Source organism: Candidatus Moraniibacteriota bacterium (assembly GCA_016699425.1).
Lineage (GTDB): Bacteria > Patescibacteriota > Minisyncoccia > Moranbacterales > UBA1568 > SSEF01.
This window is the reverse complement of the sequence record CP064975.1, coordinates 441,020-462,126: the sequence shown is the minus strand read 5'-3', so window position 1 is coordinate 462,126 and position 21,107 is coordinate 441,020. Positions and strand designations below refer to the sequence as shown.

Genomic DNA, 21,107 nt, shown 5'->3' with positions numbered 1-21,107 from the left:
TCTTTTGGTCTGCGAGGAGGCGTGTTACGGCAGTTTCCCTAGAGCGACATCGAGGCGTGACAGGGAACGTTCCCTGCCGAGCACCCAAGCAATATCCATCGGCGAGGGCGATCGGTCTCGGCCTGACAGTGCGACTCGGAGCGGCCAGAGGAAATCCCCACGCTTCTCCCCAGCCTCAGCCAAGAGGCGTGTCGTGAGCGTCTCGCGACTCCATTCTATTTCCGCCATGGATGCGAGCATTGATCGGGCTTGTTGCAGTGAAGCCCGAGTCATATCAATCGTATTTTCTTTCCAAGGGAGCAGAGCCGCCGGATACTCGAGCACATCACCAAAGAGGAAAGGATTGTCATCGCCGAATTGAGCGAGTGTTTTGAGCCGGTCCTTTTCGAGCGTGATGACTTTCAAGAGGTGTTCATCCGTCTTGTAGTCCGGAAGTGCTTTGACATACCAGTCTTTTTTCTCTAGAAAGCCGCCCGCACGGATGAGCGCGAGCAATTCGTGGTCCGATTTCCGGACGATGTATTCATGATTCATCCAGTCAAGTTTCGCCCGATCGAAGGCCGCGCCCGCTTTATTCAAGTGCTCGAGTGAAAATGTCTGCACGAGTTCATCGAGCGTGAAGATTTCTTGGGTACTCCCCTTCCCTGGGTTCCAACCGAGGAGCGCGACGAAGTTGATAAGGGCTTCACGTAAGTAACCACCGGCGACGAATGAATCCACCGACACATCACCATCGCGCTTGGAAAGTTTTTTCTTCCCGTCCTGACCGAGGATGGCGGAGAGGTGCGCAAACTTGGGCGCCTCCCAACCGAGTGCTTGGTACAGGAGGATATGCTTAGGCAAGCTCGGCAGCCACTCCACCGCGCGCAAGACATGCGTGATCGCCATCTGATGATCATCGATGATATTGGCCAAGTGATACGTCGGGTAGCCATCGGACTTCAAGATGACGAAATCATCGAGCTCGGCTGTGTCCGCATCAATCGTTCCACGCAAGATATCCGTCACGGTAAACTTCCCACTCTCTGGAATCTTGAAACGGATGACACTCGCCTCGCCCTGCGCGCGGCGCTCTTTCACTTCGGCCGCCGGGAGCTTCAGGCACTCGCGATCATAGCGCGGCGCGAGCTTCGCACCCTCTTGCCTCGTTCGAAGTGCAGCGAGGCGCTCTTCGCTACAGAAGCAGTGGTACGCGAACCCTTGTTTCACCAGTCCATCGGCCGCCTGTTGATACCGATCTAGGCGCTCGGACTGAATATAGGGCGCATGAGGCCCGAGCTCATACACACCCGGATAGCGACTCGACAGCATCCCCACAGAGTCATTGTCAGGATCTTTGTCGGCGATAAGAATCGGCCCCTCGTCATAGTGGAGTCCGAAGTCACGCAGGAACTGAATTGTGTTTTCGAGCGCCCCTTCGACAAAACGCTTCTGGTCGGTATCCTCGATACGCAAGATAAACTGCCCGCCGAGCTGCCGGGCATAGAGATAGTTGTAGAGCGCCGTCCGGAGGCCGCCGATATGCTGCAGGCCTGTCGGCGAGGGTGCATAGCGTACTCGAACAACCGGACCCGGCTTTTTCTCGGAGTCTGACATGGCTTGATTATACCACTACACCGATGCATTGGTATAGAGGCACGCCCTTTATCTAAGCCATATTTAGCAATTGACTTTAGAGTCAAGATATGCTAATATATCGCTTCGGTACCGTTGGTATCGATTCGTACTTTAACCGGCCCATTCAGCCACATCATCAGGAGAGTTACATGAGATATTTCCGCCACGTAGCCAAGTCAATCGCGCAAGCAGAACTGTTTGCCAACCTCCTCGTAAAATGCGGCCCGTCAACACCCTCACTGGTGACGTACATTTGCACGTCGATGTCAGAGAACTGCAACCAGGATGTTAACCAGAAAGCTCGGATCGTTCAAACAGCGCAAGACATCCTTGATGCATTCGTACAAGCTGGCGCCATCAACTACCCGTATAACTGGGACGAGGTGCCGGAAGACATGAGGGAACGGCTTGCTAGAACAGCTGACCACAGCGCACAGTCCAGCGTAATTGTCCGAGCCACCGGGCAGTCAGGATTCCGCATCTCTATCGACATGGTCTGTCGATCGACAGGCGATACGTGGGGTCACGGCGTAGCGCTCGAAGCATCGTACAACTCCATGACGGCCTTCGGCGGCGTTACGGACCTGAGCCTTGCGACATTGGACGGAACGGTGATGTCCAAAGCCAAGAACGTACCAGCACAAATCGCTGACATGTATACCAAGTTCAAGGAATTGGAAAAACTGGGATTTACGCGAGTCACCCTCCGCTAAAACATTCGCGATCCGAATGGATCACTTACCCGTCGAGACTTTCACGAGCTCTCGGCGGTCTTCTTTTTATACGTTACTTCTGTGAGAGAACTTTCACCGGAAACACGACTACTGCGTTCCAGATGCGACGGAAGCGCTTGGGTTGCTGCCAGAGGCGCCAGGACCATTCGAGGCCAAGTGTACGGATGGCTTTCGGCGCCCGCGGAATCCGCCCCGTGAGGAAATCAATTGCCCCGCCGACACCCATGGCCAGTCGAATTGCGCCCGCATTTTGACGCAGCCCAGCGAGGACAATTTCCTGGAGCGGCGCACCATAATTGCAAAAAACGAGGTTATAGGGGATAGGTTTTTGTGGTGAAAAATATTCGGGCGCGAATTTGAAAATAGCAAGATTGGGATGGTGTTCACGCAGCTCTTTTTTGATGTCTTCAAAGGACGTCAGTCCATCGGGAGCGAGGATGAGGCCGACCGAAAGAAAGCGTTCATTCGCACGCTGGAGTATCTCGGGCAAGAGATCCGCACCCGGTATGCGTTCGATGAGGGATTCACCCGCCAAGAAAAACGGGAGGTGGAGGCCGCTCCCATCCGCGAGACGTAAATCAGCCGAGAGGAGCGCACCGCGGAAAGCCGCATTCCGTTCGGCGAGCAGGAGGAACTCAGGATTGACCGTCGCGATCCGGTGAAAGGCATCGCCCCCGGCCAGCCAATGATCAATCTGCGTCAGGACCGCGGCGTGTGTGAGATTATCGATACCGATACCGAAGATATTCATAGTTACTAAGAGTCGAATATAGAAGGAGGGATCAATCAATACTGAGGAATCACGTTATTCCCCGCCCAGCGGAAAATCGGCCAGTGGGAGATAGGCTCGTTTGCCGTTCTCGAGCGTCGATTCAAAGAGTGTAACGACATCGACTGATTCACTGAGATGGAGGAGCTTGGCGAACTCAGGTTTGGTATCCAGTGCCTCATATTTCCCGCGCCGGACTTTGGCGAGGAGCACATGCGGACGGAACGTCTTGGACTCTGGGGTCAGATAGTCGAGCGCGCGAGCGACGGTATTGCGCAGTCGGACCAGCTCCGCCGAAGCCTCACCCGTGAGCCAAACCATCGTCGGGTGTTCGTTATTCGGTTCGGTTTGAATTGCGGTAAAGTCGAGTTCAAACGGTTCGATATCCACCACGGCATCCGTGAGCGCATCCGTAATCCGCGGTATCTCTTCCTCGTTGACAAACCCGAGGAAAAGCAGCGTGACATGGAAATTCCCCTTTCGGGTCGGGATAATCGGACTCGACTCAAAGCGGGACACCTCAGATTCGAGCCTCTTTTGAAGCCGAGGACTAAGCGGGATACCGATGAAAAGACGGCGGGTGATGAGCATAGGTAGAGTTGTGGTCCACCCATCATAGAGAATTCCTGGGTCTCCGGCAAGCTACCATATCCGATTGCCGATAGATAGGCTCCCTCTTGCAGATAAAGGGTTCCAAACACGTCAGCTCTAAAATAATCGGATTTCTTGCGAGGCTGTTACAATGAAAGCACTTCCGCTATGCCGAAACTCCCGATCGTCTACCGCATCGAAGTCGTCCCGCTCACTCCGCTCTATGGCCGGCGTGATCCACGTTTTAGCTACGCTTCTCCGACGCCGATCCTCCCGGGCTCGCTCGTCTCGATCTCATTCGGCCGACGCACGCTCATCGGTGTCACGCTCGGTTCGGCCCGCCTACCTGGACCCGTACCCGAGTGGATGAAGTATGTCGGGGTGACGCTCCTCCCTAGCTGGCTGACTGCGGATCAGATCGCCCTCGCCTGGGAATTGAGCGAACGTCTCTACGCACCGCTCGGTATCGTCCTCAAGCTTTTCTTCCCGCTCCAGCGGAAACCACGAACCGCGCAATCGACCACGGAATCGCTAGCGGTAGATGTTCTGTCTCAGACGACCCAACCACTCCGGAAAGCTATTCGTCGAAAGAAACGGACTCACCCCTTGTCATTCATGGAAGCTGTGCCAAGTGATTCGCGCCTCTTGGATCGCCTCATCGCGCTCGGGGGTCAGGCCGTGAAAAAGCAGAAACTGCTGTGCCTCCTTGTCCCGGAAGTCCTCTCTGCCGAACTGTACACGAAGAAGCTCCAGACTGCCTTGCCTCAGGCCCGCGTCTGCTGCCTCTCAAGCCGTCGTACCCCGAAAGAACAGTACGAGATATTCCAGGCCATCCGGTCTCAAACGCTCGATATTGTCGTCGGCACCCGACAAGCTGTCTTCGCTCCGTATGTCTCGCTCGGAAATATCGTCATCATCGATAGCGAGAAGCAACTGTCCTATACGCAGTGGGAGATGGCGCCGCGCTACGATGCGGTCGAGATAGCAGAATGGATCGCCCAGCGACAGGCTATTCCATGTATTAAACTTTCCGTGGCTCCCGGTATCAGGTATTTTGCCGAAGACCTCCCGCTCAAGCGCACCGGTAAGCCGTTCGTGTTTTCCCAGAAACACGCGCTCACGACCATCGATCTCCGCAAGTCCTATGCTCGTCACCGCACGTCCCCGGTCCTATCGGCGGACCTGATCGCGGCCATCCGACGGGCCCATGCCCAGCCTGCCGCCATACTGATTCTCGTGAAGCAACGTGGGGTGTCGCGCTTCTCGCTGTGCGCCAAATGCCATACGCCGCAACGCTGCCCGAAATGCCAGACGATCCTGAGCGAGATGAAGGACGGTCGTTTCCGCTGCCTCACCTGTGGCTACCAGAGTGCGCTCTTCCCTGCCTGCGCCAGCTGTGGCCACATGCATTTCAAAAGTTTTGGTGCTGGCACCCAAGCGATCGAACGCGCTCTGCAACGCGAGGGGCTGGACAACGCGATAATCGTCATCGACCGAGATACCACGCAACTCAAGTCAGGGTTCCAGAAAATCATCGCTGCTCTCACTGAACCCAGCCAACCACCCATCATTATCGCCACCTATGAAACAGCCTATAGTCTCCCCCTGCCTCCGCTTGGTCTCATCGCGCTGATCGAACCGGATCAGGGACTGTTTTATCCCGACTATCAGACCGAGGAGCGACTCTGGCGCGAGCTCCGGCGCTTCGGAGCAAAGCTCCGGACCAACGGAACACTTTCCGTCCAGACCTTTGAGCCAGAATCCGCTTTTTGGACGACCTGGGTACAGCAACCACTTGAGACAACTGCAGAAGGTCTGCTCGAAGAACGCCGCTCGCTTCGCTACCCGCCCTATTATCATCTCATCCAACTGGAATGCTATCCCCAGAAAGGTTCCACCTCGCTGGTTGCGGCCGAACAGGCTGAGGCGCTCCTGCATCGGCTCGTGCTCCCAGAGATCGATATTTTACCGAAATATTTGCCTTTTAACCGGAAAAACCGCTACCATGTACTTATCCGGTATCCTGTCGGGCACGCGCTCCCTGAAAAGCTGCGGCTTTGTTTGACGGCCCTGGGTCCGAATATCCGTATCACTCATAATCCCCTCTCGCTCCTCGGATGAAACTTTCTATGAAAACGCCCGTCCCAATCATCACGGGAGCTGATAACGCGCTTCTCCATGCGGAAAATGCATCGGTGAAAGATCCACTCGCACCGGAAATTCAAGCCCTCCTTCCCGAGATGGTCCAGGCGATGCGGGCGGCTGATGGCATCGGACTTGCCGCCCCACAAATCGGCCAAAACCTCCGGATCTGCGTCATTGAAATTGACGGCGTCCTCCGATATCTCATCAATCCAAAAATCACCAGTGCCAGCGCTGAAAAAATCCTTTTCGAAGAAGGCTGCCTCAGTCTCCCAGGAGAATTCTTTGCAATTGAACGCTCCGAACAGGTGACCGTCCGCTCCCTCGATGAAACCGGACGCGATAAGAAGCTTCGGGCCCGCGGACTACTCGCCATCTGCATCCAGCATGAACTTGATCATCTCGATGGGGTGCTCATCTCAGACCGATATAAACATCAGAAAAACAAACATGTCTACGCCCTCTAATGCACCCGCCGCGACGCTCGAAGGTTTCAAACCACCGCAAGTTTCCGTCGTCTTCATGGGTACGCCGGAATTCGCCTGTACTGCCCTCGCCACCCTCATCGAACACTCGTACAATGTCGTCGGTGTCGTCACGCAGCCCGATCGGAAAGTCGGCCGCAAACAAGAGTTCACTCCATCGCCAGTGAAGGTGCTCGCCGTGAAACACGGGCTGCCGATACTTCAGCCGGAAAAACTCGATGCGGAGGCTGTCAGCACCATCCAATCTTGGAAACCTGATGTCATTGTCGTTGCAGCGTACGGCAGACTACTCCCTAAAAGCCTGCTCACGGCGCCTGGTTTTGGCTGCATCAATATCCACGCATCGCTCTTGCCGCGTTGGCGAGGTGCCTCCCCCGTTGCCAATGCGCTCATGGCGGGCGACACCGAGACAGGAATCACCCTTATCCAGCTCAATGAAGGGATGGACACGGGCGATATCCTAGCTATCGAACGAACCCCCATCAGTCTAGACGAGCGCGCGCCCGAACTGCTCATGCGCCTCGCAGTCCTCGGCGCCACCCTGCTCGCCAAGACCTTGCCGCTCTGGATCACTCGAACGATTTCCCCCACCCCTCAGCCCGAAGAAGGGGCCACACTTTGTCAGCTCATCGAGCGCGAAGACGGGCGTATTTTCTGGAATGAGAGCGCCGAAAACATCTTCAATCGCTATCGTGGCCTGTACCCCTGGCCTGGCCTGTTCACTCACTGGAATCGCGAAGCTGAAGGAGCAGTTCGGATCAAGTTGCACACGCTGACAGTTCAGAAAACTCCGCTCGCGATCAGTCATCCGGTTGGGACAGTGCTCGAAATTGGTGAACAAATTGGTATCACCACTGGGGCGGGCGTCGTCTTTCCTCTGACGCTCCAACTCGAAGGCAAAGATCCGGTCAGCATCACTGATTTTGTCAAAGGCTATCCTGATTTCATCGGCACCATTCTCATATGAGCATCCCTCCAAGGACGTTTCGTTCGCGCCGAAAAGCCTCGAGCGAAGGCCGTGTTGTGCTACTCCTGGCCGTGCTCATGTTCGGCGGAGCGATCGTGATGCTCGGCCGGACCTGGTACAAGAACCACCAGACGAACTCTACAAAGACGTCGGAGACATCAGGCCTCACAGAACTCCGTTTCATCAGTCCAGAAAATATTCTTGAACGAATTAAACACAGTGAGGACATTCACCTGATCGACGTTCGTCCCCGAGAGGTTTTCGAGCAGTACCACCTCATCGATTCCGAATGGCTCGGATTAGCAGAAATCGCCACCTACAGCGCACCGACGGGCCAACTCGTCGTCATCGTCACCGGCGACGAAAATTCTAGCCAGCAGCTCCGAGAGATCCATAACCGCTTCACGTCAAAGCAGATGACATTTGCATTCCTCGAAGGTGGTATCCGGCAATGGGTCGCCAAAGGCGGAGGAGTGGTCGCGATCAGCGATCCAAACTCATATGTCGATCGGACCAAGGTCACCACGATCGCTCCGGAGAAGGTCATCGAACTTCAGCGGACACTTGTCCAGAGCGTCATCGTCGATGTCCGGAGCGAGAGCGAGTACATGCGAGGCCATATCCCAGGCGCAATCAACATTCCTTTCGCTCGGCTCGAAAAAGATCGGAAGTCCATCCCGATCGGCTCCTTATTCGTGTATGGCACAGATGAAAACGATACGTTTCAGTCCGGTGCCCGGCTCTTCGATATGGGATCGATCGGTATCCGGATCATCTCAGGAGGATTTGCAGCCTGGAAAGAGAAGGGGCTCCCAATCGAGCCGGCAGCGAAGTAATCGCGCCTCAGTTACCAGGTAAGCAAGGAGGACACAAGAGGGGAAAAAACAGCCCTGCGGGGCTGTTTTTTCATCCATTCAATCGCATCAGGAAATGACGATGGCCAGGATATCCTTGTAATTCAGGAGCAGGTGGTCGACATCGCCCACTTTGAGCTCTTCGCTCGTTCCATACCGCTTGAATATGACGGTGTCTCCTTTCTTGACCGCGATCGCCTTATCGGAACCGACCGCAGCGACCGTCCCCTGCTGTTCGCGTTCGCCCGAAGCACTCTCAGGTAGAAAAAGACCCGAAGCAGTCTTTGTTTCCTTTGCCCCAATCCGAACGAGCACGTTTTCCCCAAGGGGCTGAATTTGCAGCTTTGACATAGTGTTAAAAATTGTTACGCCATTTATCCAACTACCGAACAGGTGTACCCTGGTCCCAATTGTAGGCAGACTTAGCAGACTCGTCAAGTGAGTGCTAATTCGGATCAGTGACGGGTCGCGTTGAAGAGCTCATCGAGTTCCTCAACCGCCGCTTCGGGGTCATCATCAAACAACCCGAGGAAATGTTCCTTCCGACTTAGCTCCCCCGGCGCACTTTTAAATTCCATGACATTGTGTCGAAACCATTCACCTGTGGCCAAGATCCACTCGATGATGGCCCCTTCGCTTCCATCCTCATCTGCTGCAAGCCTCTCTCTGGTCCGCTGTTCCGCCCACGCTCGCTGGAGCAATGACGATTGGACCAGCTCTGTCTCATACGCACTGTCCAGACGGTCCTCTTGCCCTCCTTCAAACGTTTCAAATGAGCTCATATTTGTACATTACTGATGAGATGTCTTGGACATGAGCACCGCCCAAGCCCGATCGAACTGTGGATCACGACCAGCCTCGAAATCATCCCGCGTGAGCTTCACTTCTTCGTCGGGTTTAATCCCAACCCCATTGATCTGATGACCCTCTGGCGTCAGCCAATGCGCCACTGTGATTTTTACCGACGTCGTGCTCGAGACTGGGATGAGTTCTTGTACCGACCCCTTGCCATAGGATGTCTCACCGACGAGCGCTGAGTCTTCTCTGTGTTCCCGGATAGCTGCGGCCAGGATTTCTGAAGCGCTCGCGCTGCCCTGATTCATCAGGATCACCACCGGCAAGGATCCGAAGCGATTGTCGCCCCGCGTTTTCAGCTCATGGCGCTTTTTGTCAGCGTCTTCCTCGATGACGACGACTGACCCAGAGGGCAGGAAATAGCCGGCGAGATCGACGGCCGCATCGAGGAATCCGCCAGGATTATTCCGGACATCGAGGAGAATGCCGCGCACGTCCTGACGACGGATCTCTTCGACTGTATGCCTGAATTCATCCGTTGTTTCGACACCGAACTGAGTCACCTTGATGACAGCGATGCCTTCCCGGATTTCCAAGAGAACACTCTTCACAGTTATCACATCGCGCTGGACCGTCACTTCCCGGAGACCGTCCTCGTCCGGATGGAAGATGGTTAGCTGAACTTCGGTGCCGCGTGGACCACGGATTTTGTCGACGGCCTCACTCAGTCCGAGATTCTCGGTCGACTCACCATTGATCTTCAGGATCTTGTCACCCGCCAAGATCCCGGCTTTTTGGGCCGGCGAATCTTCGAGTGGCGCGACGACTGTCAAAATTCCATCCTTGATCTGCATCTCCGCCCCGATGCCATCAAACGATTGGTCGAGACCCTCTTTGAATTCCTTATTTTCCGCCGGATCGAAAAAGGTCGTATGGGGATCCCCTGTCGCCGCAAGCATACCATCGATGGCGCCATAGAAAAGCTTCTTGGCATCAAGTTGATCACGATCCACATACTTCTCCTTCAAAAGATTCCAGACTTTCCAAAAAAGTGAAAAGTCAATGGACGCATCCCCACCCTCAGTAGTATTCCGGAAAACAGCCTGGTTCGGAGATATCGGCGTTTCCGTCATGGCCGACCCGTACTTGCCTTTCTGATATCCGGCATAGAATGCGAAGAGGACAAGGCCAATCAGCGCCCCCGCTGCGATGAAGCGACGCGCTCGATTCGGACGCGCAGCTGATTCAGACATCGGAAGTGTTTCGGGTTCAGTCATACGGTCTAGAGATGCTCGGGTAACGGTTTCCCGCGATACTTGAAGAAATAACGCAGGGCACTCTCGATATGATACCAGGTAAGACGATTGGCTAGAAGGGAGCGGAAAAAGCCGCCCTTGGCACTGCCCTTGGCATGATAGTGGTAGACAGAAGCCGTGGGTACATAGACAACCCGATACCCCCGTTCCCAGAAACGTCGGCACCAGTCGACATCCTCCATATACATGAAGAACCTATTGTCCATCGGACCGACCACCTCGACAGCACTGCGCGGAACAAAGAGTGCTGATCCCATGATCCAATCCACGTCACGCTCATACGTATGGTCGAAGTCACTCATCGTAAACCAGTTGAGGTGTCGCTGACCGAACGAGAAATGTTTCAACCACGTGCGGCGATAGAGAATGGTCATCGGCCGATAGAAACGAAGGCAGGTCGACTGGAGCGAACCATTGAAATTGAGTTGCTTCGGCCCGATCAGGCCGACGTCTGGGTGAGCCCGCGCATAGGCAAGCAGCACGCCAATCGTATCCGATTGGAGGATGATGTCCGCATTGATAAAAAACAGATACTGCCCGACCGATTCGCGGATAGACGTGTTGATGAGACGGCCGAAGCCGACATTTTCCGCGTGGGGAAAGAAACGCACCTCAGGAAATTCCTCCCGGAGCAGCATTTCCGTATCTTCCTCAGTCGCACTGTCGACCACGAGTACTTCTGAAGTGAATGTCGTCGTCGCGAGCTCACGGCGGATAGCCTGAAGACAGAGCCGGAGGATTTCGGGGCTCCGATAACTATTCACAGCGATCGAGACCTCGATGGGCATGTGGGCGGTGTTTAGAAGCTGTCTACAACCTCGTGTCGAGCGGGTCACCTTTACTCATACGGAGTGAATGGAGACAGTCGCTCAAGGCAGGCTCTGAAACAAAGCCCGGATGCGATCATAGGTATCCCCACGCGGGAGCAATATATAGCCAGATTCCGGTGTCGCGGGCGGTGCATAGAGCAACCCCTCTTCGGAATCCTCGAGAACACGCTGCGTCAGTGTCGCGTCTTGATTCGCCTGATACAGTTCGAAGAACCGCTTCGCCTCCCATGCCTCCATGTTGATGAGGAGATTGTCACCCAAACTGTCGAGTAGTGCATTGATCTTACCGAAATCAGTGAGAGTTCCCGCCGAGAGCGCTTTGTCCTTGATCGCTTGGATGACAAGTTGTTGGCGTTCGGCTCGCCGGAAATCACTGCTCTGATACCGGGCCCGAGCGTAACAGAGCGCCTTGTTGCCATCGAGCTCGTTTGGACCCGCGGGCAATTCGAAGACACCCCCACACTCCTGATCCTTGTTGTAACAGAGGAGATACGACTTCGCGATATACCGAGTGCCCTCGCTCCGTGTGTAGTACTTGTGCTCATACTGGGGCGGGCGAGTCGGGACAGTATAGACATTGGCATCGCACACATGAGGTTCACGGAATTGCACTCCCTCGCTGAAGGGCTCATTCAGAGTCACTGTCACGCCACCGATGGCATTTACGAGATCGATGAATCCCTGGAAATTGATCACGACCGCATAGGGAATAGTCTGCCCCGTTACTTCACCGACGATCGTCCGCATATCTTCGATCCCACCGCCCTTGCCGCGTTCTTCGCCCAGCGCATAGACCGCATTGATCTTGCGTTGTTCATCACGCCCGGGCACCTTCACATACAGATCCCTGGGAATAGAAACAAGCGAGGCCCGCGCCGTATCGCCCCCTTCTTTCTCTGCATCCTTCGGGTGGAGCGAGAGTACCATGATGGTGTCTGCCAAAAGGCCACCGCCGGGGACATTTTCGCCCCGCATCCCGAGGAGAAGCACATTGACCCGGCCATCCGCTTCGCCTTTGAGCTCGTCTTTCGCTCCCGGTAGCGACTTCGCCAGATTCCTGAAGATACTGTCCTTGCCCAATGAAATCTTGTTGAAGACGAAACCGGCTTTGATAGCAAAAACGCCGCCCGCAATGAGTCCGAGCACTACAAAAAACAAAACGATTCGAATAATCCGTTTCTTCTTGTTAGGCGAATTCACTGTGTTCGCTGATTGGGAAGTCATGGAGAAGCTTTATAAATTAGCCGGCCGATCTGCCAGTGATCGGTAGAGCCGGACCAGAGCGGCTGCACTCTCGGTCCACGAATAGAGCGGTGTTCCAAACGTAGAGCGCTCGTCTCTACGCTCTGTGGCCGAAACATTCCGAATAGAGAAAGTATACAGACTGTCAGCGAGTGGAGCAAGCGCTCGCGGGTCGAAATAGTGGATCCGTTCACGCCCTATCTCACGGAAAGCTGGGATGTCTGAGGCGAGCACAGCTGTCCCCTGCGCCAGGGCTTCTTCGATCGGGATACCGAAGCCTTCATAGAGCGATGGGAAGACATATGCGGCCGCCCCCGCAACCAGGGCCCGCAAGTCGGCATCCGACACATAGCCGGTGTAGATGATGCGGTCGTCACCAACCGCTCGAACTTGGGTATCGACATTGTGCCCAGCAGGGTTACCTGTCAGGACGAGCCTGTGACCAAGTCCATGCTCGCGAACGGCTCGGGTGAAAGCCGCAATGAGAAATGGGATATTCTTCCTCGGCTGCAGCGTCCCGGATGAGATGAAGTATCGGCCGCGCGCCAGGCCGTATTTCGCCAGGACAGCTTCAATAGCTGCTACCGGGATCGACTGATACCATTCATCGGCGGCAGCATTTGCGATGACGACGACTCGTTCGGGTGGAAAACCGAAGCGCGCACAGATTTCATCACGGGTAAAGACGGACGGGGCGATCAATCGATCCGAACGAGCGAGCGTCCGCGGGATGAGGAGGGACAGGAACAGCCGATCGACAGCTCCAATCCACTCTGGATGTGCCCGAAAAGAAACGTCGTGGATATGTGTGACGACCTTCAATCGGCGCGGTAGAACGAGCGGGAGGATGTACTGCGTATGGAAGACATCGATCGGGTGTCGAAAGAGTCGCCACGGCAGCACCCAACCATTCCACACAAATCGATTCCTCGCCGAAAGCGAGATGATCTCGATATCCCCTCGACCGAGCGCCTCGAGCCGGGACCGAAGCGCGGCCAAACGATCGGCGCTCTGTTCATCGGTGAAGAGCTCGTAGCGAATATCGGAATCCTGGCGTCGAACGAGCTCGCGAACTAACTGGAAGAAAACGACCTCGTCTCCTGTCCGTTGCTTGCCGATGAGCCGGATATCGATCCCGACCGCGAGGAGTCGTCCGTTCATACCCGTTCGGCTACTGTGTCACTCAACAACACTGGCAAACAAGCGAAGCCGATCCAGACAAAACCAATAAGCAGCCCTGCATTGAAGAAATTAAACACGAGGAACGCAGCGAGGAGTGACAGCGTGATGGGAAGATGTATGCGTCCTGGTTCTGGGCGCACGTCACGAGCGAGCAGACGCACTCCCCGAACCGCCACCAGTCCGATCGCCCCAGCCAGACCCAAGAGTCCGATGATCCCCGCCCCGAGCCAGACTTCAAACCAGAGATTGCTCGCATTGTAAGCCGCACCATGCTCGTCGCGACCGAGCACCGTGCCGATATTCCCCCAGCCGATGCCGAACACCGGCTGAGAGCGGATCTCCTCCCACGAGCGCTGATAAATACTGCTCCGGATGACGACATTTGGGTCTGGCCGGTAGATCGTCTGGATGGATTGTCCGAGAGCTGCGAGCGTGGCTCGTTCCTCGAGATCGATGTGGCGGCAACCGAAGGAACGCAGGTCGTCTACACTGGCAATTTCAGTCGGAAGTGTGGTCGGAATAGGACACGCGACCGTGATTTCCTGAAGGCCCGTCGCCGTACTCCCCGCCCGATTCAAGAGGTCGAAGCGGGTCAACGGAATATCCACCACGATGAGGAGCGCCAGCCCAAAGACGATGACGAGCACCCGTGCGCTCTGAAGAACGAGAGAGATGGCTGCTTTCCCCTTCGCTATGAGGAGAGCGCTCGCCCAGCTGATGATGGCGACACAGGCCGCGAGCCAAGCGCTCCGACTTACTGTGAGGATAAGGGTCACGATCACGAGGGTGAGCGGCAAAGCAAGCAAAACGATGCTCGGCAGTTGATCGACGAGCGTATCCGAACGGTCTCTGGAAGCAGGTGTGAGCTGAGCGAGGAGCAGGAGTAAGATAATCACGGCAAATAAGCCCAGCCAATCTGGTTCGGCAAAAGTTCCATTTGGCCGACCGGGCATGACCGCGGCGAGGTTTTGGCCGTGTTCGAAGGCGATGTTTTGCGCGATGCCGAAACTAAGTGAGACAAGCCCCGAAGCGGCCAGTACAGTCGCGGCGACACCGATGTCCCCCGGCGTCCGGAGAAATACCCGACCCAGGAGATACAGCGCAAAGAAAGAAGCGAGGATCACCGCATTGTGTACCCCCGCTCCACCCGCCATGAGTCCGGAAACCCCGGCTCCGAGCGGGATGAGCGCCAGCAGGACATCGAGTGAGGTCAAACGGAAGAGCGACCAGGGCGTCCGCCTCGATCCGACTCGTACCGCTAGAGCGAGGGCAACGATGAGAAAGATCCACTGATACGGCCGCAACGCGACACTCACAGACGCGGGCAGCAGATTCACAGTCTCAAATGGGAGCACCGCAACCAGTCCCAAAAATCCCCAGTTCGGCCGATACAGAGCAATGAGGAAAAGCAGCAAGGTAAAAAAAACAAGATTGATGACGCCGAGCGGGAAGGCACCGACAAGCATGAGCATGACCCCCAGTCCGCCGATGAGCAATCCGACTATACCGAAAACCGTCCGTGGATCGGCTGACCACATACGAAAACATCGAAACAAGGTATCCATATGATTATTGTAGCAAAGCCGCCACAGTCGCATCGGCAAACCGTGACCACGCATACTCTTGGGCGCGCTCTCGGCCCCGTGCTGAGAGACCTGCCCGGACTGTCTCATCCGTCGCGACCAGCTGCATCGCTCTGGCCAACCCGTCGACATCATCGACAGCAACGATCTCAGCCGTACCCTCGGCTAGTTCGCCCAATGATCCAGCTGCGGTGGTGATAACTGGTGTCCCCGAGGCAAAGGCTTCGAGCACTGGCAATCCGAAGCCCTCGAAGCGCGACGGATAAATAAACACTAGCGCCCCCTGGTACAGCGCGGGCAAATCAGTCTCCGGTACTTGACCCAACAATCGGACCCGGTCGCCGAGACCCAGTTCGGCGATGAGCGAGTGGACCGGCGTCGCCAGAGGATTCGTCTCTGCATAGACCGTGCCGCTCACGACGAGCAGCGGGAGTGACTCACGATCGAGCATCGACATGAGAGCAGCATACGCCCGCAACAAGACTTCCGTATTCTTCCGGAGCTCGAGTCCGCCGCCGTGATACAGATACCCTGGCTGCAGCCCGTATCGCTTGAGTACCGCATCCCGATCTGCTGGCGCGAGCGGTGTCTGGAACGCGGTCGCGATCCCGAGTGATGCGACGGCGACCTTTTTGCGTGGGACGGAGAGATATTGTTCCACATCATGTTTCGTCGCCTTCGAAGGCGTCACAATTCGATCGGCTGAACAGATGGATCGTTCGATGGCATGGTAATAAAGTCGCTGCCGCCAATTGCCGAGATACGCTGGAAAACGTTTCGGGATGAGGTCATGCACGAGCATCACGTGGTGGACCGACTGTGGCAAACGCGTCACAGACTGATACAAACTGAAAACAGTGTCGCACTGGTCACGTCGAACCGCGCGCGGCAATGAAAAGCGCTCCCACAAGTACCGATGTGGGATATCATCGCGCGTCCACCAGGTCGATACCTTTTCAAAACGCCAATTGCCTGGCCACTGCCCGGCCGGCACCTCACCCTCGTAATACCATATCCACTCATGCGAGCGTCCTTCGGGCCTATCCGCCAGCGCCCGCATGAATTCGCGCGTGACAACACCGATCCCCGTTGAGGGCTTCTGGAAATAATTGGCATTGATGCCGATTTTCATACTGTTTCTTCGGTTTCCCGGATAAGGGTCTCGGCTAGCTTTGTCACTCGATCGAGCTCTTCGGCCAACGGATGCGCGAGCTTCTCCTGGATAATTGCGTTCACCGCGCGTGAAAAGAGGAGATAGCGTTCGGGCGTCCCGTGATACTTGGCCCAAAAATGTATACCAAGTTTCGGGTACTCAGCGAGGAAGGAGCGTGCATTACAAATCTTGTCCGCCGCCGCGATCAAGAGTGCGCCCTCGGAATCATCCGCAAGTCGTCGCAGATAATCAGCTTTCTTCAATCCGACGCGATCACCGTGGGGAAGTTCGGGATGCTCGGCATAGAGTGCATTGTCCTCGGTCACCTCAGAGACGAGTCGTGCAACTTCGGAGCCAAACTCAGCTTCAAGCATCGTCCGCGTATAGCCCGGCACGTCTTCGAGCACATCGTGCAGGAGTGCGGCGATGATGACCGACTCGTCGTCCGTGAAATGCGCCAAGAGAAAACCAACCGCATACGGATGGACGATATACGGCACACCCGTCACGCGGCGTATCTGACCATGATGAAGCGCGGTGGCCCGCTCGATCGCCCGAAAGATTGGATCAGTGAGAAACATACATAAACCCTTGATAGCTCTACCGCTATCTTACCCTTCCCCCCAAGGGAAAGCCAATGTAGGACAAAAAAGAATTGCCCCCGCTGCGATGCAACGAGGGCGAATTTACGAGAGCCTTGGACCACTAGTCCACTGACGGCTCAGGCGTCGGAAAGAAATCAGCTGAGACACAGACTGGATCAGTCAAAGACCCGCAGTAGGTAACGAAGTACCCACTCACCATCTGCCCCAGCGTCAAGTGACGCCTGACGGTTTCAATTGGGACGGGAAAGACTTGCGACCCGACTTCCACTTGCATCAAGTGGGGCGTGTCTTGCAGAAACCGGTGACATACGACTTGCATGGAACTAATGGGGTGGATTTCCAGAACCAGGTTTTCCTTCCCCTGACGCAGCTTAACGAAACCAAGATCTTTCGCCATCTCAAACCCTCCGTTGTCATGCCGATGAGGATTCATCGGACTGGCCGCTATAGCATCTTTTGCCACTCTTGTCCAGAGGACGGATGAAGCCAGTACAACTTGTCAAACAAGCCATTTTTCCGTAGAATACGGGCATTGTTAACTTTCACTCTTATTCTCTGTCTATGGCGAAGAAGGAAACAGTCGCAGTCATCGGTCTCGGCTATGTCGGACTCCCTTTGGCTCTGCGTGCGAGCGAGCGTGGCTATGATGTGATCGGCTTCGATACGAGTAAGGAAAAGATCGCGCTTCTCCGAAAAGGAGTCTCTCCGATCGAAGACCCCTTCCTGAAAGAAAACATCGGCCACTTCAAATTCCGCCCCACCTCGGACGAGAAAGAGCTCAAAAAGGCTGATATCTTCCTCATCTGCGTCCCCACTCCCGTCGATGAATCGTATTATCCCGACCTCACACCCGTTATCAGTGCCTCCGAGCTTGTCGCCCGCCAGGCCAAGAAAGGCGCGCTGGTTGTCCTGGAATCCACCGTCAACCCGGGTGTTTCCGAAGAAATCGTCCGACCCATCTTCGAAAAGCAGGGCAAAAAAGTCAGCAAGGACGTCTTCATCGCTCACTGTCCGGAGCGGATTAATCCTGGTGATGCGAAGTGGAATGTGACCAATATCCCGCGGGTCGTCGGCTCCTTTGATGCAGCCGGTCTCGCCAAGGCGCTCGACTTCTATCAATCCATCGTCGACGGAGAAATCCGACCGATGAAGTCCATCCGAGAAGCCGAGGCAGTGAAGATCGTCGAGAACTCCTTCCGCGATATCAATATTGCTTTCGTCAATGAGCTGGCCAAGTCCTTTGACGTCCTCGGTATCGATACGAAAGACGTCATTGATGGAGCGGCGACCAAGCCCTTCGCTTTCCTGGCGCATTACCCTTCCTGTGGAGTCGGTGGCCACTGCATCCCCGTCGACCCCTATTACCTGATCGAACGCGCCAAGCAGTCTGGCTTCGATCACCGCTTTCTGAAAATCGCTCGCGAGATCAACAACAGCATGCCCGCGTATGCCGTCGAGCTACTCCAAGACGCGCTGAACGATGAAAAGCTAGCAGTGAATGGCACGACGGTCGGCGTCCTCGGGGTCGCGTACAAAGCCAACATCGATGACCTCCGCGAATCCCCGGCGCTGAAAATCATTTCGGCACTGAAGCGCCACAAAGCGAATGTCATCACCCATGACCCGCATGTCCCGGCTCATTCAACGGAAAAGACGCTCGCTGGATTCCTGAAGAAATCAACCGCCGTGATCCTCGCAACTGACCACCGTGAGTTCCGTGAAGGCATCACGCCGGAACTCCTGAAACAGCACGGGGTGAAGGTGTTCATCGATGGGAAGAACGCCTTCAGCAAGGCCGAATTCGCCCGTCACGGGATCCGCTATCACGGCATCGGCCGCGCCTAACCACTATGATCTTCGGCCTCGTGCGATTGTTGATCTGGCTCGCGGGTATGGCCGTCGTGGTGTATTTCGTGCTCACCTTCATGGGCTATAGCGTGAACTGGGAATATTTCTCTGACCGCAAAGCCGTGTGCGAGAAAGTGCTCCGCCAGTGCCAGAACGATCTCGTGAAGACTGGTCTGGAGGGTGCGAAGGAAAAGTGCCAGTGGCAATGCTTCGACCTGGAGCTCCTCATCCATAAAAAATAAACTATGTCCGGCAGTGAAACTTCGACCACTGATGTATAAACTAGCTCTAGCAGGATTCCGGAGGTCTCTAAATATTTAATACAACTTCGAAGGTGTAGAAATGAAATACACTGTCGAAGTTCTACTGACCGGGTATGCGTCTCATCATCAACATCCCCGCTTACAACGAGGAGTCCGTCATCGGGAACACGATCCGCAATATGCCGAGGAGTTATACCGGCATCGACGAGGCCTTTGTCCAGGTCGTGGATGACGGATCGTCGGATCGGACGGCGGATGTCGCCAAGGAAGCGGGTGCTGACTTTGTTCTCCGCCATGGTATCAATCGCCGGCTGGGAGTCATGTTCGCCACGGCCAGTGAAAACGCCCTCAAGGAAGGTGCGGACATCATGGTGAACATCGACGCCGATGGGCAATTCGATGCGAAGGAAATTCAGAAACTGATTGATCCGATTTTGAACAATCGAGCGGATATGGTCGTAGGTGATCGCTTCTCAGAGTCGAGTGCCAAGAATATTCCGTGGATTAAAGACACTCTGAACCGCCTCGGCGCCAGCCTTGTCGGTTCTTTCCTCAACGTCAAAACGACCGACCTCACCTGTGGCTTCCGGGCCCACAGCCGCGAGACGCTCCTCCGGCTGAATAACCCGACCGGCTTCACCTATACCCAAGAGACCATCATCGATGCGATCGGCAAGAACCTGCGTGTCCTCTGGGTCCCGGTTCAGGTCACCTATTTCGCTGACCGGAAATCCAAGATCGTCAAAAGTGTCTACAGCTTCGTCAACAATAGCGCCCGCATCATCGTCAAAGCGGTCCGCGATGTCCGACCGATGAAGTTCTTCGGCATCCCCGGGCTGGTACTGATTGCTCTGGCGCTTCTCTCGTTCGCTGTCTTCTTGTTCCAGTACTTCTCGCACGGCTTCAAAGTGACGCCCTACCTCAATTACCTCCTCTTCACGAGCGTCACCTTCCTCATCGGCATGCAGCTCCTCGTCTTCGCCTTCATCGCCGACATGATCAAAACGAGCCGCCGCCTCACCGAAGACCTGATGTACCAGCTAAAGAAGGAACGCTACGGGAAATAGCCTCAATCATGAGCGATAGGATATACCGACCAAAAAATGCAGAGGCATTCGACACGATGCTCGAAGGTGTTTGTCTGCTTTATGGGAATTGCCCGGGGCTTCAGGCTGCTGCAATCGTATACGGAAGCGTCGCCTACGCATTCTACTCAGGCGATCAAGATATCATTATCGGAGATATAGATTTTATTGTTCCCTCGGAATGGTTTCCAAAAATCGAAAAAGCGATCAGTAATACTACTCAGTTCATCATTGAGCCATCACCGGCTTCTTTACGTGTGTTCTACTTAGGGAACAAACTCAGTTTCCATGACATAAAGAATCTCAAACTGAAAAAGGAATCCCTTATTAAGGGACTGATAAATGACACTCCACTGCTGTTTATGAGCAGAGCCGATCTCATCTCTTGCTACGAACAATCATTGACAAGCGGAAAGACAGAAAAGAAGCAAGAATATCTGAGAAAAATCTCAGGCCTAAAATGAGTTTCTGATTATTTTATGACAAAGACCAATAGAATACCTCGTGTTATCCTGATAAACGGACCTGGGGCGGTCGGGAAGACAACGCTTGTTGAGCTCTTATGCAAAAAGCTTCCTCAGCCGTGCATACGAATCAATATAGATGAGATTCGACATCTGATAACTTCTAGAAAGCAATTCCCAGAAATAAGCTACCCGGTTGCGCGAAAATTCACAAAACGTATTCTTGAAGAAGCTGTATCTGACGGTTTCGATGTCGTAATTGATAAGATGCTCTTTGATGAACCTTCTTATGGAGAAATGGCATCAGCAATCGATATCTATCGATCTGTAACATTGGCACAAGGCGGGATTTTTTTCGAATTCATTCTTATGGCTGATGAGGATACACTGATGAAGCGTGCTGAAAAGAGGGGTTTTCGACCAGATGGATCAGTTACCCCTACGACTGTTATCGAATTCCACAATGCCATGAAAGAATTTCTTACAACAAGAAAGGACGCAATCATTATCAAGACGGATAATCTCAACCCTCCAGAAACCCTAGCTTATATCTGGAAGATCATAGAAAACGCTTCCTAATTG

The 21,107-nt window shown here is 54.7% G+C and carries 22 protein-coding genes; 10 read left to right on the top strand and 12 right to left on the bottom strand.

Annotated elements, in window-relative coordinates:
* Positions 1 to 24: 24 nt before the first annotated feature.
* Positions 25 to 1,596 (bottom strand): glutamate--tRNA ligase, encoded by a 1,572-nt coding sequence (locus IPJ68_02260; protein QQR79075.1) that lies wholly within the window; start codon positions 1,594 to 1,596, stop codon positions 25 to 27.
* An 89-nt stretch (positions 1,597 to 1,685) separates the two neighbouring features.
* Between IPJ68_02260 and IPJ68_02255 the strand changes: the two genes are divergently transcribed.
* Positions 1,686 to 2,330, top strand: coding sequence for a hypothetical protein (locus tag IPJ68_02255; GenBank protein ID QQR79074.1), 645 nt, complete (start codon positions 1,686 to 1,688; stop codon positions 2,328 to 2,330).
* A gap of 73 nt (positions 2,331 to 2,403) precedes the next feature.
* Here IPJ68_02255 and IPJ68_02250 read toward each other — a convergent pair whose 3' ends face one another.
* Both IPJ68_02250 and thpR read right to left on the bottom strand, forming a co-directional pair.
* On the bottom strand, positions 2,404 to 3,102 hold the full coding sequence (locus IPJ68_02250; GenBank protein QQR79073.1) for a WecB/TagA/CpsF family glycosyltransferase: 699 nt from the start codon (positions 3,100 to 3,102) through the stop codon (positions 2,404 to 2,406).
* 54 nt (positions 3,103 to 3,156) lie between these two features.
* On the bottom strand, positions 3,157 to 3,711 hold the full coding sequence (gene thpR, locus IPJ68_02245; GenBank protein QQR79072.1) for an RNA 2',3'-cyclic phosphodiesterase: 555 nt from the start codon (positions 3,709 to 3,711) through the stop codon (positions 3,157 to 3,159).
* 168 nt (positions 3,712 to 3,879) lie between these two features.
* Between thpR and IPJ68_02240 the strand changes: the two genes are divergently transcribed.
* The 4 genes from IPJ68_02240 to IPJ68_02225 are packed head-to-tail and all read left to right on the top strand — an operon-like array spanning position 3,880 to position 8,141.
* Complete coding sequence (locus tag IPJ68_02240; GenBank protein QQR79071.1) at positions 3,880 to 5,832, top strand: hypothetical protein; 1,953 nt, start codon at positions 3,880 to 3,882, stop codon at positions 5,830 to 5,832.
* Between the two features lie 8 nt (positions 5,833 to 5,840).
* A complete protein-coding gene (gene def / locus IPJ68_02235; GenBank protein ID QQR79070.1) occupies positions 5,841 to 6,320 on the top strand; it encodes a peptide deformylase in 480 nt (159 codons plus the stop codon).
* Entirely contained in the window at positions 6,304 to 7,305 is a 1,002-nt protein-coding gene (locus tag IPJ68_02230; GenBank protein ID QQR79069.1) for a methionyl-tRNA formyltransferase, read from the top strand. The genes def and IPJ68_02230 overlap by 17 nt, the downstream gene beginning before the upstream one ends.
* Positions 7,302 to 8,141 carry a hypothetical protein gene (locus tag IPJ68_02225; GenBank protein QQR79068.1) on the top strand — a complete coding sequence of 280 codons (840 nt, stop codon included), beginning with the start codon at positions 7,302 to 7,304 and terminating at the stop codon, positions 8,139 to 8,141. Before IPJ68_02230 ends, IPJ68_02225 begins: the two co-directional genes overlap by 4 nt.
* 87 nt (positions 8,142 to 8,228) lie before the next feature.
* Here IPJ68_02225 and IPJ68_02220 read toward each other — a convergent pair whose 3' ends face one another.
* The 9 genes from IPJ68_02220 to IPJ68_02180 form a co-directional block, all read right to left on the bottom strand.
* The gene (locus IPJ68_02220) at positions 8,229 to 8,510 is read right to left on the bottom strand and encodes a co-chaperone GroES (GenBank protein QQR79067.1); all 282 of its coding nucleotides are present in this window, start codon (positions 8,508 to 8,510) and stop codon (positions 8,229 to 8,231) included.
* Positions 8,511 to 8,614: 104 nt separating this feature from the next.
* Positions 8,615 to 8,941 carry a hypothetical protein gene (locus tag IPJ68_02215; protein QQR79066.1) on the bottom strand — a complete coding sequence of 109 codons (327 nt, stop codon included), beginning with the start codon at positions 8,939 to 8,941 and terminating at the stop codon, positions 8,615 to 8,617.
* A 9-nt stretch (positions 8,942 to 8,950) separates the two neighbouring features.
* Positions 8,951 to 10,231: a S41 family peptidase gene (locus IPJ68_02210; GenBank protein ID QQR79065.1), complete on the bottom strand. Its 1,281-nt coding sequence runs from the start codon at positions 10,229 to 10,231 to the stop codon at positions 8,951 to 8,953.
* Positions 10,232 to 10,236: 5 nt separating this feature from the next.
* Positions 10,237 to 11,058: a glycosyltransferase family 2 protein gene (locus IPJ68_02205; GenBank protein ID QQR79064.1), complete on the bottom strand. Its 822-nt coding sequence runs from the start codon at positions 11,056 to 11,058 to the stop codon at positions 10,237 to 10,239.
* 81 nt (positions 11,059 to 11,139) lie between these two features.
* Positions 11,140 to 12,324: an LCP family protein gene (locus tag IPJ68_02200; protein ID QQR79063.1), complete on the bottom strand. Its 1,185-nt coding sequence runs from the start codon at positions 12,322 to 12,324 to the stop codon at positions 11,140 to 11,142.
* 9 nt (positions 12,325 to 12,333) lie between these two features.
* Positions 12,334 to 13,503, bottom strand: coding sequence for a glycosyltransferase family 4 protein (locus IPJ68_02195; protein ID QQR79062.1), 1,170 nt, complete (start codon positions 13,501 to 13,503; stop codon positions 12,334 to 12,336).
* Positions 13,500 to 15,089, bottom strand: a complete 1,590-nt coding sequence (locus IPJ68_02190; protein QQR79061.1) for an O-antigen ligase family protein — start codon at positions 15,087 to 15,089, stop codon at positions 13,500 to 13,502. Before IPJ68_02190 ends, IPJ68_02195 begins: the two co-directional genes overlap by 4 nt.
* 4 nt (positions 15,090 to 15,093) lie before the next feature.
* Positions 15,094 to 16,239 (bottom strand): glycosyltransferase family 4 protein, encoded by a 1,146-nt coding sequence (locus IPJ68_02185; GenBank protein QQR79060.1) that lies wholly within the window; start codon positions 16,237 to 16,239, stop codon positions 15,094 to 15,096.
* Positions 16,236 to 16,841, bottom strand: a complete 606-nt coding sequence (locus IPJ68_02180) for a bifunctional (p)ppGpp synthetase/guanosine-3',5'-bis(diphosphate) 3'-pyrophosphohydrolase (protein QQR79059.1) — start codon at positions 16,839 to 16,841, stop codon at positions 16,236 to 16,238. Before IPJ68_02180 ends, IPJ68_02185 begins: the two co-directional genes overlap by 4 nt.
* A gap of 585 nt (positions 16,842 to 17,426) precedes the next feature.
* On the opposite strand from IPJ68_02180, the gene IPJ68_02175 reads away from it, so the two are divergent.
* The 5 genes from IPJ68_02175 to IPJ68_02155 all read left to right on the top strand — a co-directional run bounded on the left by IPJ68_02175 (position 17,427) and on the right by IPJ68_02155 (position 21,104).
* Positions 17,427 to 18,710 carry a nucleotide sugar dehydrogenase gene (locus IPJ68_02175; GenBank protein ID QQR79058.1) on the top strand — a complete coding sequence of 428 codons (1,284 nt, stop codon included), beginning with the start codon at positions 17,427 to 17,429 and terminating at the stop codon, positions 18,708 to 18,710.
* Positions 18,711 to 18,715: 5 nt separating this feature from the next.
* Positions 18,716 to 18,955 (top strand): hypothetical protein, encoded by a 240-nt coding sequence (locus IPJ68_02170; protein ID QQR79057.1) that lies wholly within the window; start codon positions 18,716 to 18,718, stop codon positions 18,953 to 18,955.
* Between the two features lie 134 nt (positions 18,956 to 19,089).
* A complete protein-coding gene (locus tag IPJ68_02165) occupies positions 19,090 to 20,043 on the top strand; it encodes a glycosyltransferase family 2 protein (GenBank protein ID QQR79056.1) in 954 nt (317 codons plus the stop codon).
* An 8-nt stretch (positions 20,044 to 20,051) separates the two neighbouring features.
* Entirely contained in the window at positions 20,052 to 20,525 is a 474-nt protein-coding gene (locus IPJ68_02160) for a hypothetical protein (GenBank protein QQR79055.1), read from the top strand.
* 15 nt (positions 20,526 to 20,540) lie between these two features.
* Positions 20,541 to 21,104 carry an AAA family ATPase gene (locus IPJ68_02155; GenBank protein ID QQR79054.1) on the top strand — a complete coding sequence of 188 codons (564 nt, stop codon included), beginning with the start codon at positions 20,541 to 20,543 and terminating at the stop codon, positions 21,102 to 21,104.
* Positions 21,105 to 21,107: the final 3 nt, after the last annotated feature.

Coding starts and splice junctions, on each gene's coding strand:
- IPJ68_02260 (QQR79075.1), bottom strand. CDS start 1,596: ATGTCAGACTCCGAGAAAAAGCCGGGTCCGGTTGTTCGAGTACGCTAT.
- IPJ68_02255 (QQR79074.1), top strand. CDS start 1,686: ATGCTAATATATCGCTTCGGTACCGTTGGTATCGATTCGTACTTTAAC.
- IPJ68_02250 (QQR79073.1), bottom strand. CDS start 3,102: ATGAATATCTTCGGTATCGGTATCGATAATCTCACACACGCCGCGGTC.
- thpR (QQR79072.1), bottom strand. CDS start 3,711: ATGCTCATCACCCGCCGTCTTTTCATCGGTATCCCGCTTAGTCCTCGG.
- IPJ68_02240 (QQR79071.1), top strand. CDS start 3,880: ATGCCGAAACTCCCGATCGTCTACCGCATCGAAGTCGTCCCGCTCACT.
- def (QQR79070.1), top strand. CDS start 5,841: ATGAAAACGCCCGTCCCAATCATCACGGGAGCTGATAACGCGCTTCTC.
- IPJ68_02230 (QQR79069.1), top strand. CDS start 6,304: ATGTCTACGCCCTCTAATGCACCCGCCGCGACGCTCGAAGGTTTCAAA.
- IPJ68_02225 (QQR79068.1), top strand. CDS start 7,302: ATGAGCATCCCTCCAAGGACGTTTCGTTCGCGCCGAAAAGCCTCGAGC.
- IPJ68_02220 (QQR79067.1), bottom strand. CDS start 8,510: ATGTCAAAGCTGCAAATTCAGCCCCTTGGGGAAAACGTGCTCGTTCGG.
- IPJ68_02215 (QQR79066.1), bottom strand. CDS start 8,941: ATGAGCTCATTTGAAACGTTTGAAGGAGGGCAAGAGGACCGTCTGGAC.
- IPJ68_02210 (QQR79065.1), bottom strand. CDS start 10,231: ATGACTGAACCCGAAACACTTCCGATGTCTGAATCAGCTGCGCGTCCG.
- IPJ68_02205 (QQR79064.1), bottom strand. CDS start 11,058: ATGCCCATCGAGGTCTCGATCGCTGTGAATAGTTATCGGAGCCCCGAA.
- IPJ68_02200 (QQR79063.1), bottom strand. CDS start 12,324: ATGACTTCCCAATCAGCGAACACAGTGAATTCGCCTAACAAGAAGAAA.
- IPJ68_02195 (QQR79062.1), bottom strand. CDS start 13,503: ATGAACGGACGACTCCTCGCGGTCGGGATCGATATCCGGCTCATCGGC.
- IPJ68_02190 (QQR79061.1), bottom strand. CDS start 15,089: ATGGATACCTTGTTTCGATGTTTTCGTATGTGGTCAGCCGATCCACGG.
- IPJ68_02185 (QQR79060.1), bottom strand. CDS start 16,239: ATGAAAATCGGCATCAATGCCAATTATTTCCAGAAGCCCTCAACGGGG.
- IPJ68_02180 (QQR79059.1), bottom strand. CDS start 16,841: ATGTTTCTCACTGATCCAATCTTTCGGGCGATCGAGCGGGCCACCGCG.
- IPJ68_02175 (QQR79058.1), top strand. CDS start 17,427: ATGGCGAAGAAGGAAACAGTCGCAGTCATCGGTCTCGGCTATGTCGGA.
- IPJ68_02170 (QQR79057.1), top strand. CDS start 18,716: ATGATCTTCGGCCTCGTGCGATTGTTGATCTGGCTCGCGGGTATGGCC.
- IPJ68_02165 (QQR79056.1), top strand. CDS start 19,090: ATGCGTCTCATCATCAACATCCCCGCTTACAACGAGGAGTCCGTCATC.
- IPJ68_02160 (QQR79055.1), top strand. CDS start 20,052: ATGAGCGATAGGATATACCGACCAAAAAATGCAGAGGCATTCGACACG.
- IPJ68_02155 (QQR79054.1), top strand. CDS start 20,541: ATGACAAAGACCAATAGAATACCTCGTGTTATCCTGATAAACGGACCT.